The organism is Frateuria terrea, from assembly GCF_900115705.1.
GTDB lineage: Bacteria > Pseudomonadota > Gammaproteobacteria > Xanthomonadales > Rhodanobacteraceae > Frateuria_A > Frateuria_A terrea.
In genome coordinates this window covers 1-16,515 of the sequence record NZ_FOXL01000015.1, presented here as the reverse complement: position 1 = coordinate 16,515, position 16,515 = coordinate 1, and the positions used below count along the sequence as shown (strand labels likewise).

The 16,515-nt window shown below is 64.8% G+C and carries 13 protein-coding genes and 1 tRNA gene; all 14 read right to left on the bottom strand.

The window, feature by feature from the left end:
• Nucleotides 1–94 (bottom strand): GTP-binding protein (locus BMZ38_RS17400; protein ID WP_005434227.1); only part of this gene is annotated, 94 nt, incomplete at its 3' end.
• A 146-nt stretch (nucleotides 95–240) separates the two neighbouring features.
• Nucleotides 241–2,358 carry an elongation factor G gene (gene fusA / locus BMZ38_RS17395; protein WP_091340760.1) on the bottom strand — a complete coding sequence of 706 codons (2,118 nt, stop codon included), beginning with the start codon at nucleotides 2,356–2,358 and terminating at the stop codon, nucleotides 241–243.
• 173 nt (nucleotides 2,359–2,531) lie between these two features.
• Nucleotides 2,532–2,999 carry a 30S ribosomal protein S7 gene (rpsG, locus tag BMZ38_RS17390; RefSeq protein WP_091340757.1) on the bottom strand — a complete coding sequence of 156 codons (468 nt, stop codon included), beginning with the start codon at nucleotides 2,997–2,999 and terminating at the stop codon, nucleotides 2,532–2,534.
• A gap of 138 nt (nucleotides 3,000–3,137) precedes the next feature.
• The gene (gene rpsL, locus BMZ38_RS17385; protein ID WP_056001731.1) at nucleotides 3,138–3,512 is read right to left on the bottom strand and encodes a 30S ribosomal protein S12; all 375 of its coding nucleotides are present in this window, start codon (nucleotides 3,510–3,512) and stop codon (nucleotides 3,138–3,140) included.
• Between the two features lie 174 nt (nucleotides 3,513–3,686).
• The gene (rpoC, locus tag BMZ38_RS17380) at nucleotides 3,687–7,901 is read right to left on the bottom strand and encodes a DNA-directed RNA polymerase subunit beta' (protein WP_091340754.1); all 4,215 of its coding nucleotides are present in this window, start codon (nucleotides 7,899–7,901) and stop codon (nucleotides 3,687–3,689) included.
• Between the two features lie 94 nt (nucleotides 7,902–7,995).
• Nucleotides 7,996–12,156, bottom strand: coding sequence for a DNA-directed RNA polymerase subunit beta (gene rpoB, locus BMZ38_RS17375; protein ID WP_091340751.1), 4,161 nt, complete (start codon nucleotides 12,154–12,156; stop codon nucleotides 7,996–7,998).
• 278 nt (nucleotides 12,157–12,434) lie between these two features.
• On the bottom strand, nucleotides 12,435–12,806 hold the full coding sequence (gene rplL, locus BMZ38_RS17370; RefSeq protein ID WP_091340748.1) for a 50S ribosomal protein L7/L12: 372 nt from the start codon (nucleotides 12,804–12,806) through the stop codon (nucleotides 12,435–12,437).
• Between the two features lie 46 nt (nucleotides 12,807–12,852).
• Nucleotides 12,853–13,377: a 50S ribosomal protein L10 gene (gene rplJ / locus BMZ38_RS17365; protein WP_091340744.1), complete on the bottom strand. Its 525-nt coding sequence runs from the start codon at nucleotides 13,375–13,377 to the stop codon at nucleotides 12,853–12,855.
• Between the two features lie 341 nt (nucleotides 13,378–13,718).
• Entirely contained in the window at nucleotides 13,719–14,426 is a 708-nt protein-coding gene (gene rplA, locus BMZ38_RS17360) for a 50S ribosomal protein L1 (protein WP_091340742.1), read from the bottom strand.
• 3 nt (nucleotides 14,427–14,429) lie between these two features.
• Nucleotides 14,430–14,858, bottom strand: coding sequence for a 50S ribosomal protein L11 (rplK, locus tag BMZ38_RS17355; RefSeq protein WP_019464005.1), 429 nt, complete (start codon nucleotides 14,856–14,858; stop codon nucleotides 14,430–14,432).
• A 360-nt stretch (nucleotides 14,859–15,218) separates the two neighbouring features.
• The gene (gene nusG, locus BMZ38_RS17350) at nucleotides 15,219–15,779 is read right to left on the bottom strand and encodes a transcription termination/antitermination protein NusG (RefSeq protein ID WP_091340740.1); all 561 of its coding nucleotides are present in this window, start codon (nucleotides 15,777–15,779) and stop codon (nucleotides 15,219–15,221) included.
• A 10-nt stretch (nucleotides 15,780–15,789) separates the two neighbouring features.
• Nucleotides 15,790–16,179 (bottom strand): preprotein translocase subunit SecE, encoded by a 390-nt coding sequence (secE, locus tag BMZ38_RS17345; RefSeq protein ID WP_091340737.1) that lies wholly within the window; start codon nucleotides 16,177–16,179, stop codon nucleotides 15,790–15,792.
• A 79-nt stretch (nucleotides 16,180–16,258) separates the two neighbouring features.
• Nucleotides 16,259–16,334, bottom strand: a tRNA-Trp gene (locus BMZ38_RS17340).
• A gap of 87 nt (nucleotides 16,335–16,421) precedes the next feature.
• A partial coding sequence (locus tag BMZ38_RS17335; protein WP_483863929.1) for an EF-Tu C-terminal domain-related protein occupies nucleotides 16,422–16,515 on the bottom strand: 94 nt, incomplete at its 5' end.

The window sequence follows — 16,515 nt, the reverse complement described above, 5'->3', positions numbered from 1 at the left end:
GCGCCGCCGTCAGCGTCGTCTTGCCGTGGTCCACGTGGCCGATCGTGCCGACGTTCACGTGCGGCTTGGTGCGTTCGAATTTACCCTTTGCCATGACTTGAACCTCTAGATAGAACTATTCGTCAGTGCGGCTCGGCCGCGTCTTTTTATTTACGCGATCGCTGCGATCGCACTGCTCTTTTCAGGAGTGCGGCCATGGATCGCCGCATCGGCCCTCGCGATCATGGACGATCGCAAAGGCTACGCCTTCTTGATCACTTGCTCGGCAATGTTGTTCGGCGCCTCGGCGTAGTGATCGAACTCCATCGTGAACGTCGCACGCCCCTGGGTCAGCGAACGGATGGTGGTCGCGTAACCGAACATCTCGCCCAGTGGCACCATCGCGTTGATGGTCTTGCCCGAGGGCGTGTCGTCCTGGCCCTGCAGCAAACCGCGACGGCGGCTCAGGTCACCCATCACGTCACCGACGTACTCCTCGGGCGTAACCACTTCGACCTTCATCATCGGCTCGAGCAGGACCGGGTTCGCCTTGGCGAAACCCTGCTTGAACGCCATCGACGCGGCGAGCTTGAACGCCATTTCCGACGAGTCGACGTCATGGTAGGAACCGAAGACGAGCTTGGTCTTGACGCCCACCACCGGGAAGCCGGCCAGCGGACCACTGGTAATGGTCTCGCGTAGACCCTTCTCGACCGACGGGATGAATTCCTTCGGGATCACGCCACCGCTGATCTCGTTGACGAACAGGAAATCGTCTTTGACGTCCGGGCTCTTGCGCTCTTCCTCGGTCATCGGCGACAGCTCGATCACGACGTGACCGTACTGACCCTTACCGCCCGACTGCTTGGCGTGCTTGTAATCCGACTTGACGTCCGATGCGCGGATCGTCTCGCGATAGGCCACCTGCGGCTTGCCGACGTTCGCCTCGACGTTGAACTCGCGCTTCATGCGGTCCACCAGGATATCCAGGTGGAGCTCGCCCATGCCCGAGATGATCGTCTGGCCCGACTCCTCGTCCGTGCGCACGCGGAAGGACGGATCCTCCGCGGCCAGGCGACCGAGCGCGATGCCCATCTTCTCCTGGTCGGACTTGGTCTTCGGCTCGACCGCCATCGAGATCACCGGCTCCGGGAACGTCATGCGCTCCAGGGTGATGATGTGGTCCTGCGCACACAGCGTGTCGCCGGTCGTCACGTCCTTCAGGCCAACCGCGGCGGCGATGTCGCCCGCGCGGACTTCCTTAAGCTCCTGACGCTCGTTTGCATGCATCTGCAGGATGCGGCCGATGCGCTCCTTCTTCGACTTGACCGGGTTGTAGACCTGGTCGCCGGCATTCAGCGTGCCCGAATAGACGCGGAAGAACGTCAGCGAACCGACGAACGGATCGGTCATGATCTTGAACGCGAGCGCGGAGAACGGCGCATTGTCGTCCGCCTTGCGGCTGGCTTCGTTGTCGTCGTCGTCGACGCCGGTCACCGGCGGGCGGTCGGCGGGCGACGGCAGCAGGTTGACCACCGCGTCGAGCATCGCCTGGACGCCCTTGTTCTTGAACGCCGTACCGCAATAGACCGGGATGATTTCGCTCGACAGGGTCCGCTGGCGCAGGCCTTCGACGATTTCGGCCTCGGAGAGCTCGCCGCCCTCGAGGTACTTGTTCATCAGTTCCTCGGACGCTTCGGCGGCCGATTCAACCATGAAGCTGCGCGCCTCGGCGGCCTTGTCCGCGAGGTTGGCCGGAATGTCCTGGTATTCGAACTTCATGCCCTGGGACTCCATGTCCCAGACGATCGCCTTCATCTTGAGCAGGTCGACCACGCCGTCGAAGTTGTCCTCGGCGCCGATCGGCACCTGCATCGGCACCGGGTTGGCACCCAGGCGCGCCTTCAGCTGGTCGACGACCTTGTAGAAGTTGGCGCCGGTGCGGTCCATCTTGTTGACGAACGCAAGGCGCGGCACCTTGTACTTGTTGGCCTGGCGCCACACGGTCTCGGACTGCGGCTGCACGCCACCGACCGCGCACAGCACGAACACGGCGCCGTCGAGCACGCGCAGCGAGCGCTCGACCTCAATGGTGAAGTCAACGTGCCCGGGGGTATCGATGATGTTGAAGCGGTGCTCGGGCAGCGAGCGGTCCATGCCCTTCCAGAACGCCGTGGTGGCGGCGGAAGTGATGGTGATGCCGCGCTCCTGCTCCTGCTCCATCCAGTCCATGGTGGCCGCACCGTCATGCACCTCGCCAATCTTGTGACTGACGCCGGTGTAGAACAGGATGCGCTCCGTGGTGGTGGTCTTGCCGGCATCGATGTGGGCCATGATGCCGAAGTTGCGGTAGCGCTCGATGGGAGTGGTGCGTGCCATGGGTGTATACCTGTGCCGGGCTTGCCTGCCCCGATTCGCAGCGGCCGTCCGGACCGCGCATTTTTAGGAGTCCGCCATGATGGCGGGGTGTTCTTGCCGACGAGGGCGACCTGGGCCGGCGGACCGGCGCGCGCGCCGCCCCTTGCCGTCACCAAAGACGGCAAGGCGAAAAATTACCAGCGGTAGTGCGAGAACGCCTTGTTGGCTTCCGCCATGCGATGGGTTTCTTCGCGCTTCTTGATGGCGCCGCCACGATTCTCGGAGGCTTCCAGCAGCTCGGCGGCGAGCTTGCGCGGCATCGAGGTTTCACCACGCTTGCGCGCGGCGTCGATCACCCAGCGCATCGCCAGCGCCATGCGGCGGCCCGGACGCACTTCGACCGGCACCTGGTAGGTGGCACCACCGACACGGCGGGACTTCACCTCGACGGCCGGGGCGACGTTACCCAGCGCCTTTTCGACCAGAGCCACCGGCTCGGCGTTCTTTTCACCCAGATGGGTCAGCGCACCGTAGACAATGCTCTCGGCGACCGACTTCTTGCCGCTCTTCATCACCATGTTGATGAAGCGGGCGATCAGCTGGCTGCCGTGCTTGGGATCCGGCAGGACCAGACGGGCGGGATGGGAACCTTTACGCGACATGTTTGGAGTCCGTGATTTTTCGCGGACACCCTGTCCGCCTGAAAAGCGGCCGCCTTGGCCGCATGTCTGTTTTCCGCAGGCATTCCTGCCCGCAATGGAAGCAGCCTTCCGGGCCGCGCCTCCCCCAGGGGGAGCGGATTACTTCTTCGGGCGCTTGGCGCCGTACTTGGAGCGCGACTGGCGGCGCTTGGTCACGCCGGCGCAGTCGAGGCTGCCGCGCACAGTGTGGTAGCGCACGCCCGGCAGGTCCTTCACGCGGCCGCCGCGGATCAGCACGACCGAGTGCTCCTGCAGGTTGTGGCCTTCACCGCCGATGTAGCTGATGACCTCGTAGCCATTGGTCAGGCGCACCTTGGCGACCTTGCGCAACGCCGAGTTCGGCTTCTTCGGGGTGGTCGTGTAGACGCGCGTGCAGACGCCGCGGCGCTGCGGGCTGCTCTGCAGGGCCGGCGAAGCGCTCTTGTAGGTCTTCGGGCTGCGGTTCTTGCGCACCAACTGGTTGACTGTCGTCATGCGAAGCTTTTCCTGAGAAACATAAAGGCAGACCGAAATCGGTCTGCCAAGAAGCGGGAATTTAACATGGGCACCCTGCACCAGGCAAGGCAACGCCCTGTCGTCCATGACCCGAACACGAGGTGCGTCCGTGCACCTCATTTCGTATGTCAGCGAGCGACGCCTCCCTGAGGCTTACTCGGCACCTTCATCGCTACCGGCAGTGGCTTCCGCGAAACTCACCGCGGAGGAGGAACCGGAGAGGGTTTCCAGTTCCGAGGCGGTCAACCCGCCCTGGCGACGACGCTGCGCGTGGTACGCCAGACCCGTACCTGCCGGGATCAGACGGCCGACAATAACATTTTCCTTAAGGCCCCGCAAGGTATCGCGGGTGCCGCGAACCGCCGCCTCGGTGAGGACGCGAGTGGTCTCCTGGAAGGACGCCGCCGAGATGAACGACTCGGTCGCCAGCGACGCCTTGGTGATGCCCAGCAGCACCGACTGGTACTCCGCCGGACGCTCGCCACGGGTGACTGCGCGATCGTTCTCCTCGTTGATGCGCACGCGCTCGACCTGTTCGCCGCGCAGGTAATGGCTCTCGCCCGGCTCGGTGATCTCGACCTTGCGCAGCATCTGGCGAATGATTGCTTCGATGTGCTTGTCGTTGATCTTCACGCCCTGCAGGCGGTAGACGTCCTGGATCTCCTTGACCAGGTACGCGGCCAGCGGCTCCACGCCCAGCAGGCGCAGGATGTCATGCGGATTGGGCTCGCCGTCGACCACGGTCTCGCCCTTTTCCACGTGCTCGCCTTCGAACACGATGACCTGGCGCCACTTGGGAATCAGCTCCTCGTGCTCGTTGCCGTCGGCATCCTTGATGATCAGGCGCTGCTTGCCCTTGGTGTCCTTGCCGAAACTGACCACGCCGGAGCGCTCGGCCAGGATCGCCGGCTCCTTCGGCTTGCGCGCCTCGAACAGGTCCGCCACGCGCGGCAGACCGCCGGTGATGTCGCGGGTCTTGGATGTTTCCTGCGGGATACGGGCGACCACGTCGCCGACGCCCACTTCCACGCCATTCTGGATCGACACGATCGCGCCGGCCGGCAGCATGTACTGCGCCGGCACGTCGGTGCCCGGCAGCTTCAGCTCGCGGCCCTTGGCATCTTCCAGACGCACGATCGGGCGCAGGTCCTTGGCCGCGGTGCCGCGGCGCTTCGGATCGGTCACCACCGCCGACTCCAGGCCGGTCAGCTCGTCGGTCTGGCTCTGCACGGTAACGCCATCGAGGAAGTCGATGAAGCGCACCGTACCGGCCACTTCCGAGACGATCGGGTGGGTGTGCGGATCCCAGTTGGCCACGGTCTGGCCGGCCTTCACCGCCGCGCCGTCCTTGACCGAGATGGTGGCGCCATAAGGCACCTTGTAGCGCTCGCGCTCGCGGCCGTTGGCGTCGATGACCGAGACTTCGCCCGAACGCGACACTGCCACCAGGTGGCCCTGCGCGTGCTGCACGGTCTTGAGGTTGTTGAACTTCAGCGTGCCGGTGGTCTTGACCGACACGTTGTCCACTGCCGCCGCACGCGAAGCCGCGCCGCCGATGTGGAAGGTACGCATGGTCAGCTGGGTGCCGGGCTCGCCGATCGACTGCGCGGCGACCACGCCCACGGCCTCGCCCATGTTGACCAGGTGGCCACGGGCCAGGTCGCGGCCGTAGCACAGCGCGCATACGCCATGGCTGGCCTCGCAGGTGATCGGCGAACGGACCTTGATCGACTGCACGCCGGCCTTGTCCAGCTTCTCGACCAGCGCTTCGTCGAGCAGGGTGTCGCGGGTGACGATCGCATCGTCGTCGTTGCCCGGGCCATACACGTCCTCGACCACCACACGGCCAAGCACGCGCTCGCGCAACGGCTCGACAACGTCGCCGCCTTCGACGATCGGCTGCATCAGCACGCCGTCCTCGGTGCCGCAGTCGTCCATGGTGATCACCACGTCCTGTGCCACGTCGACCAGGCGACGGGTCAGGTAACCGGAGTTGGCGGTCTTCAACGCGGTATCGGCCAGGCCCTTGCGAGCGCCGTGGGTCGAGTTGAAGTACTGCAGCACGTTCAGGCCTTCGCGGAAGTTGGCCTTGATCGGGGTCTCGATGATCGAGCCGTCCGGTCGGGCCATCAGGCCGCGCATGCCGGCCAGCTGGCGGATCTGCGCCACGCTACCGCGCGCGCCGGAGTCGGCCATGATGTACAGCGAGTTCATCGACTTCTGGTTGACCGTCTTGCCCTCGGCGTCGGTGACCTTCTCGGTACCGATGCCGTCGATCATTGCCTTGGCCACCAGCTCGTTGGTGCGCGACCAGATGTCGACCACCTTGTTGTAGCGCTCGCCGGCGGTGACCAGGCCCGACTGGTACTGCTCCTGGATCTCGACCACTTCCTTCTCGGCCTCTTCCAGGATCGCCTTCTTCTCGTCGGGGATGATCATGTCATCGATGCCGATCGAGATACCCGCGCGGGTGGCGAAGCGGAAACCGGTGTACATCAGCTGGTCCGCGAACACCACGGTCTCCTTCAGACCAAGGCGACGGTAGCAGGCGTTGATCAGGCGCGAGATGTTCTTCTTGGTCAGCTCGGTGTTGGCCAGCTCGAAGGGCAGGCCCTCGGGCATGATCTCGGCCAGCAGGGCGCGACCCACGGTGGTGTCGACCAGCGTGACCTTGCTGGTGCGCTCGCCATCCTCGGCGATGGTCACCTGCTTCAGGCGCACCTTGACCTTGGCGTGCAGCTCGACCGCACGGTTGTCGTAGGCGCGACGGACCTCGGCGATGCTGGAGAACACCATGCCGGTGCCCTTGGCGTTCACCAGCTCGCGGGTCATGTAGTACAGGCCCAGCACCACGTCCTGGGTCGGCACGATGATCGGCTCGCCGTTGGCGGGCGACAGGATGTTGTTGGTCGCCATCATCAGGGCGCGCGCTTCCAGCTGCGCCTCGATCGAAAGCGGCACGTGCACAGCCATCTGGTCGCCGTCGAAGTCGGCGTTGAAGGCGGTACAGACCAGCGGATGCAGCTGGATCGCCTTGCCTTCGATCAGCTTCGGCTCGAACGCCTGGATGCCGAGGCGGTGCAGGGTCGGGGCGCGGTTGAGCAGCACCGGATGCTCGCGGATCACCTCTTCGAGGATGTCCCACACCATCGGCTCTTCGCGCTCGACCAGCTTCTTGGCCGCCTTGATGGTGGTGGCCTCGCCGCGGGCCTGCAGCTTGGCGAAGATGAACGGCTTGAACAGCTCCAGCGCCATCTTCTTGGGCAGGCCGCACTGGTGCAGGCGCAGCGTCGGGCCGACCACGATCACCGAACGGCCGGAGTAGTCCACGCGCTTGCCGAGCAGGTTCTGGCGGAACCGGCCCTGCTTGCCCTTGATCATGTCGGCGAGCGACTTCAGCGCGCGCTTGTTGGTGCCGGTGATGGCACGGCCGCGGCGGCCGTTGTCGAGCAGCGCATCGACCGATTCCTGCAGCATGCGCTTCTCGTTGCGCACGATGATGTCGGGCGCATTGAGCTCGAGCAGGCGCTTCAAGCGGTTGTTGCGGTTGATGACGCGGCGGTACAGGTCATTGAGGTCGGAGGTCGCGAAGCGGCCACCGTCCAACGGCACCAGCGGGCGCAAGTCCGGCGGCAGGACCGGCAGCACGGTCATGACCATCCACTCGGGCTTGTTGCCCGACTCGATGAAGGCCTCGATCAGCTTGACGCGCTTGGTGAGCCGCTTGAGCTTGGTCTCGGAATTGGTCGAGGCGATCTCTTCCTTCAGGCGGATCACTTCGCCCTGCAGGTCGATCGACTTGAGCAGTTCATAGACGGCCTCGGCGCCCATGCGGGCGTCGAACTCGTCGCCGTGCTCCTCGGTCGCCTCCAGGTACTGCTCCTCACTGAGCAGCTGGCCCTTCTCCAGCGCGGTCAAACCCGGATCGATGACCACGTAGGCCTCGAAGTACAAGATGCGCTCGATGTCGCGCAGGGTCATGTCCAGCATCAGGCCGATGCGCGAGGGCAGCGACTTCAAGAACCAGATGTGCGCGGTCGGGCTGGCCAGCTCGATATGGCCCATGCGCTCGCGGCGCACCTTGGCCAGGGTCACTTCCGTGCCGCACTTCTCGCAGACCACGCCGCGGTGCTTCATGCGCTTGTACTTGCCGCACAGGCACTCGTAGTCCTTCACCGGGCCGAAGATGGCGGCGCAGAACAGGCCGTCGCGCTCGGGCTTGAAGGTGCGGTAGTTGATCGTCTCGGGCTTCTTCACCTCGCCGTACGACCACGAGCGGATCAGCTCGGGCGACGCCAGCGCGATCTTGATCGCGTCGAAGTCGGGCGTGGTGCGCTGCTGGTTGAAAAGGTTGAGCAGGTCTTTCATGGGTGTCTCCGGTCGGAGCAAATTCTTCGGTAGAGGTCCGTGATGCGAGCTGAGGCTGGTCTGCGTCCCGGCGCGCGGCGCCGGGACGCGACGATCACTTCACCTCTTCCAGGTCGATGTCGATGCCCAGCGAGCGGATTTCCTTCACCAGCACGTTGAAGGATTCCGGCATGCCGGCCGCCATCTCGTGGTTGCCGTCGACGATGTTCTTGTACATCTGGTTGCGGCCCTGCACGTCGTCGGACTTCACCGTCAGCATTTCCTGCAGGGTGTAGGCCGCGCCGTAGGCTTCCAGCGCCCAGACTTCCATTTCGCCGAAGCGCTGGCCGCCGAACTGCGCCTTGCCGCCCAGCGGCTGCTGGGTGACCAGCGAGTACGGGCCGGTGGAACGCGCGTGCATCTTGTCGTCGACCAGGTGGTTGAGCTTCAGGTAATGCATGTAGCCCACGGTCACCGGGCGGTCGAACGCCTCGCCGGTGCGGCCGTCGAACAGCGTGGTCTGGCCCGACTGGGGCAGATCCGCCAGCTTCAGCATTGCCTTGATCTCGGTTTCCTCGGCGCCATCGAACACCGGCGTAGCCATCGGCACGCCTTCCTGCAGGTTGTTCGCCAGGGTCAGGATCTCCTGGTCGGAGAGCGACTTCAGGTCGACGTGCTGGGTGGCACCGGCAACGTGGTGGTTGTAGACCTGGTCCAGGAACTCGCGGATCTTGGTCACCTTCTCCTGCGCCTCGAGCATGCGCTGGATCTTGCGGCCCAGGCCCTTGGCGGCCCAGCCCAGGTGCATTTCCAGCACCTGGCCGATGTTCATGCGCGAAGGCACGCCCAGCGGGTTGAGCACGATGTCGACCGGCTCGCCGTTGGCCATGAACGGCATGTCCTCGACCGGTACCACGTTCGACACCACGCCCTTGTTGCCATGGCGACCGGCCATCTTGTCGCCGGGCTGGATGCGGCGCTTCACGGCCAGGAACACCTTGACCATCTTGAGCACGCCCGGGGCGAGGTCGTCGCCCTGGGTGATCTTGCCCTGCTTCTCCTTGAAGCGGCGGTCGAACTCCTCCTTGTGGCGCTTGACCTGGTCGGCCGCGCGCTCGAGGAACTCGGTAACGCTCTCGTCCTTGACGTTGATCTTGAACCAGTCGTCCTTCTTCAGGCCGTCCAGGTAGGCGTCGGTGATTTCCGCGCCACGCTTGAGGCCGCCCGGACCGCTCATGGCGGACTGGCCGACCAGCTGCGCGCGCATGCGGTTGTAGATCGCGCCTTCGAGGATGCGGAACTGATCGTCGAAGTCCTTGCGGATCCGCTTGATCTCCATTTCCTCGATCTGCTTGGCGCGCTTGTCCTTCTCGATGCCGTCGCGGGTGAACACCTGCACGTCGATCACGGTGCCGTCCATGCCCGGCGGCACGCGCAGCGAGCTGTCCTTCACGTCGGACGCCTTCTCGCCGAAGATCGCGCGCAGCAGCTTCTCTTCCGGGGTCAGCTGGCTCTCGCCCTTGGGCGTGACCTTGCCGACCATGATGTCGCCGGCCTTGACCTCGGCACCGATGTACACGATGCCGGACTCGTCCAGCCGCGCCAGCGCCTGTTCGCCCACGTTCGGGATGTCGGCGGTGATTTCCTCGGCGCCGAGCTTGGTGTCGCGAGCGATGCACGACAGCTCCTCGATATGGATCGAGGTGTAGCGGTCCTCCTGCACGACGCGCTCGGAGAGCAGGATCGAGTCTTCGAAGTTGTAGCCGTTCCACGGCATGAAGGCGATCAGCATGTTCTGGCCAAGCGCGAGCTCGCCCAGATCGGTGGACGAACCGTCCGCCAGCGTATCGCCCTTGGCCACGATGTCACCGACGTTCACCAGCGGACGCTGGTTGAGGTTGGTGTTCTGGTTGGAGCGGGTGTACTTGGTCAGTGTGTAGATGTCGACGCCGGCGTCGTTGTCGCCGACCTCTTCCTCGTTCACGCGCACGACGATACGGCCGGCGTCGACCTGGTCGATCACGCCGCCGCGCTTGGCGCTGACGATGACGCCGGAGTCGCGCGCCACGGCGCGCTCGATGCCGGTACCGACCAGCGGAGTCTGCGAACGCAGCGTCGGCACGGCCTGGCGCTGCATGTTCGCGCCCATCAGCGCACGGTTCGCGTCATCGTGCTCCAGGAACGGCACCAGAGCCGCCGCGACCGACACGGTCTGCATCGGCGAGACGTCCATGTAGTCGACCTCGGCCGCCGGACGCAGCTCGGACTCGCCACGGAAACGGCAGGACACAAAGTCCTCGATGAAGCCGCCGTTCTTGTCCAGCGGCGAGTTCGCCTGCGCGATGACGTGGTCGCCTTCCTCGATCGCCGACAGGTAGTCGACGGTGTCGGTGACCTTGCCATTGGCGACCTTGCGGTACGGCGTCTCGAGGAAGCCGTAGGCATTGGTGCGGGCGTACACGGCCAGCGAATTGATCAGGCCGATGTTCGGGCCTTCCGGGGTCTCGATAGTGCAGACGCGGCCGTAGTGGGTCGGGTGCACGTCACGCACTTCGAAGCCGGCGCGCTCGCGGGTCAGGCCGCCCGGGCCAAGGGCCGAGACGCGGCGCTTGTGCGTCACTTCCGAGAGCGGGTTGTTCTGGTCCATGAACTGCGAGAGCTGCGAGGAGCCGAAGAACTCCTTCACTGCCGCCGCGACCGGCTTGGCGTTGATCAGCTCCTGCGGCGTCAGGCCCTCCGACTCCGCCAGCGACAGGCGCTCGCGCACGGCGCGCTCCACGCGCACCAGGCCGATGCGGAAGGTGTTTTCCGCCATCTCGCCCACCGAGCGCACGCGACGGTTGCCCAGGTGATCGATGTCATCGACCGTGCCATGGCCGTTCTTGATGTCGATCAGGACCTTCAGCACGTCCAGCACGTCGGACTGATCGCCCAGCTGCTTGACCAGTTCCTGGGCCGCCTCTTCCTTGCGCTCGGCGAAGTACTTGTGGTCGTACAGCACGCCCGGACCCAGGATTTCCTGGCGGCCGACGCGGCGGTTGAACTTCATGCGGCCGACCGCCGACAGGTCATAGCGGTCGAAGGTGAAGAACAGGTTGAAGAACAGGTTCTGCGCGGCGTCCTTGGTCGGCGGCTCGCCCGGACGCATCATGCGGTAGATCTCCACCAACGCCTCGAGCTGCGTCTTGGTGTTGTCGATGCGCAGGGTGTGCGAGATGTACGCACCACGGTCCAGGTCATTGACGTACAGCGTCGGCACGGTCTCGATGCCGGCCTTGCGGAAGGCCTCAAGCTGTTCGGCGGTAATCTCGTCGTTGGCCGAAGCCAGCAGTTCGCCGGTCTTGGAGTCGACCACGTCGATGGCCACGATACGGCCGATCAGGTAATCGTCCGGCACCTCGAGCGCGGTGATCTTTTCGGCCGCCAGCTGGCGTACGTGGCGCGCAGTGATGCGCTTGCCGGCCTCGACCAGCACCTTGTCGCCGATCATCAGGTCGAAGGTGAGCGTTTCGCCGCGCAGGCGCTCGGCGACCAGCTCCAGCGTCGTGCCACCCTTCTTGCCCAGGTTGAACACGTTGTGCTCGAAGAAGATGGCAAGCATCTCTTGGTTGCTGTAGCCCAGCGCGCGCAGCAGCACGGTCACCGGCAGCTTGCGGCGACGGTCGATGCGGGTGAACAGCGCATCCTTCGGGTCGAACTCGAAGTCCAGCCACGAGCCGCGGTAGGGGATCACACGGGCGGAGAACAGCAGCTTGCCCGAGCTGTGCGTCTTGCCGCGGTCGTGGTCGAAGAACACGCCCGGCGAACGATGCAGCTGCGAGACGATGACGCGCTCGGTGCCGTTGATGATGAAGGTGCCGGTCTCGGTCATGAGCGGAATCTCGCCCATATAGACCTCCTGCTCCTTGACGTACTTGACCGCCTTCTTGGAGGCCGGGCTGTCCTTGTCGTAGATCACCAGGCGCACGGTGGTGCGCAGCGGCGCGCCGTAGGTCATGCCGCGGTTGCGGCACTCGCGCTCGTCGAACGCCGGTTCGCCCAGGCGATAGTCCACGTACTCGAGGGCGGCGTTGCCCGAATAGCTGGCAATCGGAAACACCGACTTCAGCGCGGCGTGCAGACCCTTGTCCTCGCGCTTCTTCGGCGCGACGTGCTCCTGCAGGAACTCACGGTAGGAATCGGTCTGGATGGTCAGCAGGTTGGGCACGCCCAGCACGGGCGGGCGCTTGCCGAAATCCTTGCGGATGCGCTTCTTCTCGGTAAACGAGTAGGTCATGGGGTGACGCCTCGGTTCGCAGTGGCGCCGGTGGTGCACACACCGGCTAATGATGAAAAATCGGCTGACGCTTCCGGCGGAACACATCCGCCGGCTTACGGCAAAAGGCAGGAGTCAAAAGCCATCGGCTTTTCAGTCTTGCCTTCTGTCCCTGATCCCTGGGACCGCGACGAATTGCGGTTCGCGCAGACATCCCCTCTGCAACGGGCAAAGCCCGGGGGCTCTCGCCCCCAGGCTCGCTTGACGCTAAGCCAAACTGACGGCGCGCAAGGCGCCGATTACTTCAGTTCGACCGTGGCGCCGGCAGCTTCCAGGTCCTTCTTGAACTTGGCAGCGTCTTCCTTCGAAGCGGCTTCCTTCACGACGCCACCGGCCTCGGTCAGGTCCTTCGCTTCCTTCAGGCCCAGGCCGGTGATGGCGCGGACGGCCTTGATCACGTCGACCTTCTTGTCGCCGGCGGACTTCAGGATCACGTCGAACTCGGTCTGCTCCTCGGCAACCGGGCCGGCAGCGGCCGGGCCGGCGGCCATCATGACCGGGGCGGCAGCGGTGACACCAAACTTCTCTTCGATGGCCTTCACCAGGTCCATCACTTCCATCAGCGACTTGGCGGCGACGGCGTCAACGATCTGTTCGTTGGTCAGGGACATTTGTTTTTACCTCTGGAAATAAATTCGTTCGGAAAGGGTCGTCGGATCAGGCTTCGGCCGGGGCTTCGGCGGCGACTTCGCCACCACCCTGCTGGTCGGCCACAGCCTTGACCACGCGGGCGAACATCGTCGCCGGCTCGGCTAGAACGCGGGCCAGCATGGCCAGCGCCTGTTCGCGGGTCGGCAGCGCGGCCAGCACGTCGACGTGCGCGGCGGGCAGCAGCTTGCCTTCCACCGCAACGAGGCGCGGCTTGAGCTTGTCGTTGGTCTTGGCGAATTCCTTGATCAGACGACCGGCGGCGCCGGGTTCCTCGGTCGAGAACGCGTACAGCAGCGGACCGGTCAGGGCGTCCTTGACGACCTCGAACTCGGTACCGGCCACGGCGCGCGACACCAGCGTGTTCTTGACAACCTTCAGGAACACGCCCGATTCGCGGGCCTTCTTGCGCATCGCGGTCATCTGCTCGACCGTGGTGCCCGCGTACTCGGCGGCGACCAAGGAGTGGGCCTTGGCGGCGACGTCTGCCAGTTCGGCGACTACTTCTTGCTTCTGGGTCAGATTGAGAGCCATTGCACTCCTCCACTTAGAACTCCGCTCACGGCTCCTGCCGCTTGCGGTCCTGGGCGACGCCTTCCATGACGTCGGGGATGCGAAGCACCCCGGGTGGTGGCCTTTCCAGAACATGCATTCCAGAGAAGGGCGACACCATCTGCGCAGGTGGGCCTTGCGGCCGATTAAGCGTTCGACGTGAGCGGCGACGGCGATTCCCTGCCATGAACGAGCTCCCTGCCCGTCGTCGTCGCGCGTCGATCGCGCCTGCGGTCTTTGACGGCTGCCCCGGCCAAGCAGGCAGGGGCTGCCCTCAAAAACTTGCCTTCGCGCCCGGACCGGGCACGAAGGGCTTGAACTTCTTACTTCGCGCCGGTGTTCAGCGACGAGGTATCGACTGGCACGCCCACGCCCATCGTGCTGGACAGGGCGACCTTCTGCAGGAACTGGCCCTTGGCCGCGGCCGGCTTGGCCTTGAGCAGGTCGGCGATCAGCGCATTGAGGTTGTCGGCCAGCTGCGCGGCCTCGAAGCTGGCCTTGCCGATGGTGGCGTGGATGATGCCCGCCTTGTCGTTGCGGAACTTCACCTGGCCGGCCTTGGCGTTCTTCACCGCGGTAACCACGTCGGCGGTGACCGAGCCGTCCTTCGGATTCGGCATCAGGCCACGCGGGCCAAGCAGCTGGCCGAGCTTGCCGACCACGCGCATCGCGTCCGGCGTGGCGATCACGCGACCGAAGTCGAGGTCACCGCCCTGCATGCGCTCGGCCAGGTCATCCATGCCGACCGCATCGGCGCCGGCGGCCTTGGCGGCCTCGGCCTTCTCGCCCGCCGGGCAGAACACGGCGACCTTGATGGTCTTGCCGGTGCCGTGCGGCAACAGCGAGGAGCCACGAACGCCCTGGTCGGACTTCTTCGCGTCGATGCCGAGACGCACGGCCACGTCGATGGACTCGACGAACTTGGCAGTGGCGTTCTTCTTGACGATGTTCAGGGCATCTTCGAGCCCGTAGACCTTGCCCGGCTGCACAGCGGCCTGGGCGGCCTTCATACGCTTGGTGATCTTTGCCATGTCTTAACCCTCCACCACCAGGCCCATGCTGCGTGCGCTACCGGCAATGGTGCGCACTGCAGCGTCCAGATCCGCGGCCGTCAGGTCGGGCTCCTTCTGCTTCGCAACGTCTTCGAGCTGCTTGCGGGTGATCTTGCCGACCTTGTCGGTGTTCGGCTTGGACGAACCCTTGGCGACGCCGGTGACCTTCTTGATCAGCACGGTGGCGGGCGGGGTCTTGGTGATGAAGGTGAAGCTGCGGTCCGAGTAGGCCGTGATGATCACGGGAATCGGCAGGCCCGGCTCCATCTTCTGCGTGGCGGCGTTGAACGCCTTGCAGAATTCCATGATGTTGAGACCGCGCTGACCGAGGGCGGGGCCCACCGGCGGCGACGGGTTGGCCTGGCCGGCCTTGACCTGCAGCTTGATGTAACCGACGACTTTCTTTGCCATGGGGATTTTCCTTGCGAGTGCTGGCGCCTTGCGGCTCCTCGCGTGCTTGCCTTCCAGGCGGTGGAGAGCCTGCCTCCGTGCAGGCCGTCGAAAAAAACGAACACGCCGAGTCGAAAGACTTCGGCGTGGAACCGCGCAGTTTAAGGAGTGATCAAGTTTTAAGCAAGTGGCGGGCCAGCGACGGCACTGCTCCCTCTCCCCTCCGGGGAGGGGGCTGGGGTGAGCGGCGGCTCTTGCGGGAGAGGCGCATCGACGAGTGGCTTTGACGAGGTTGCTTGCGGCCCCGCCCCCTCGCCTCAATCCTCTCCCCCGGGGGAGAGGAAGCGAACGCGAAAAACCGCGCTACCTCACTGGAGCTGGCTAGGCCTTCTCGACCTGACCGAACTCGAGCTCGACCGGGGTCGACCGCCCGAAGATCAGCACCGCGACGCGCAGGCGGCTCTTTTCGTAGTTGACTTCCTCGACCACACCGTTGAAGTCGTTGAAAGGACCTTCGGTGACGCGGACCATCTCGCCCGGCTCGAACAGCACCTTGGGCTTGGGCTTCTCCACGCCCTCGCGCACGCGACTGAGAATGGCGTCGGCCTCGCTGTCGCGAATCGGCAGCGGACGGTCTGCGGTACCGCCGATGAAGCCCATGACCTTGGGCGTCTCCTTGACCAGATGCCAGCATTCGTCGTCGATACGCGGCGACTTGCCCTCGGTATCGGTCTCGATCTGCACCAGCACGTAGCCCGGGAAGAACTTGCGCTCGCTGCGGCGCTTCTGGCCGCCGCGCATTTCGATCACTTCCTCGGTCGGCACCAGCACTTCGCCGAACTTCTCTTCCATCCCGGCGCGCGCGATGCGTTCGGACAGCGACTTGCGGACCTGGTTCTCGAAGCCCGAATAGGCGTGAACGACGTACCAACGTTTGGTCATGGGCTACTCCTTACGAACCGAGTTTGAGCAGCCAGTCGAGCACGACCGACTTCAGGATCAGGTCGATCAGGCCCAGCAGCAACGAAAGCACGATCACGACCGCAATGATCACGAGGGTCGTCTTGAGGGTTTCGTCGCGCGTTGGCCAGACGACCTTGCGCATCTCGAACTGCGATTCGGCGATGAAGTTGCGCGCACGGCGGCCCGGCCCGGTAAAGGCCCCGATCGCCAGCGCAACCACCAGCGCCACCAGCACGCCGGCCAGGCGCACCGAGCCCGGAACCGTGTTGTCGAACCAGGAATAGGCAAAGATGCCCGCCGCCAGCACCAGCACCGCCAGCACCAGCTTGCCGATATCCGCCGCACTCGCGCCGCGGGGCTGTTCTGCCTTGGTATTCATCGCAGTGACCGGGAAAAGGATGGTCGGGGCCGGACCGGCCGCTCGACACTACCCACGCCCGTCATCGGTCCTCGAAAGATGGCACGCCAGGAGGGACTCGAACCCCCAACCTGCGGTTTTGGAGACCGCTGCTCTGCCAATTGAGCTACTGGCGTATCGGTGAAACGGGATCGGAAAGGGGAGCCGGCGTCGCCAGGCGCGCTGCGCTTGCGATACCGGCTCCCGATTTCCGTATGTACAGCTTACTTGATGACCTTGGCCACCACGCCGGCGCCGACGGTGCGGCCGCCTTCGCGGATGGCGAAGCGCAGGCCCTCGTCCATCGCGATCGGGTGG

What these genes read in the sequence shown, in the direction of transcription:
- fusA (WP_091340760.1), bottom strand. Translation starts at nt 2,358, where the DNA reads ATGGCACGCACCACTCCCATCGAGCGCTACCGCAACTTCGGCATCATG.
- rpsG (WP_091340757.1), bottom strand. Translation starts at nt 2,999, where the DNA reads ATGTCGCGTAAAGGTTCCCATCCCGCCCGTCTGGTCCTGCCGGATCCC.
- rpsL (WP_056001731.1), bottom strand. Translation starts at nt 3,512, where the DNA reads ATGACGACAGTCAACCAGTTGGTGCGCAAGAACCGCAGCCCGAAGACC.
- rpoC (WP_091340754.1), bottom strand. Translation starts at nt 7,901, where the DNA reads ATGAAAGACCTGCTCAACCTTTTCAACCAGCAGCGCACCACGCCCGAC.
- rpoB (WP_091340751.1), bottom strand. Translation starts at nt 12,156, where the DNA reads ATGACCTACTCGTTTACCGAGAAGAAGCGCATCCGCAAGGATTTCGGC.
- rplL (WP_091340748.1), bottom strand. Translation starts at nt 12,806, where the DNA reads ATGTCCCTGACCAACGAACAGATCGTTGACGCCGTCGCCGCCAAGTCG.
- rplJ (WP_091340744.1), bottom strand. Translation starts at nt 13,377, where the DNA reads ATGGCTCTCAATCTGACCCAGAAGCAAGAAGTAGTCGCCGAACTGGCA.
- rplA (WP_091340742.1), bottom strand. Translation starts at nt 14,426, where the DNA reads ATGGCAAAGATCACCAAGCGTATGAAGGCCGCCCAGGCCGCTGTGCAG.
- rplK (WP_019464005.1), bottom strand. Translation starts at nt 14,858, where the DNA reads ATGGCAAAGAAAGTCGTCGGTTACATCAAGCTGCAGGTCAAGGCCGGC.
- nusG (WP_091340740.1), bottom strand. Translation starts at nt 15,779, where the DNA reads ATGACCAAACGTTGGTACGTCGTTCACGCCTATTCGGGCTTCGAGAAC.
- secE (WP_091340737.1), bottom strand. Translation starts at nt 16,179, where the DNA reads ATGAATACCAAGGCAGAACAGCCCCGCGGCGCGAGTGCGGCGGATATC.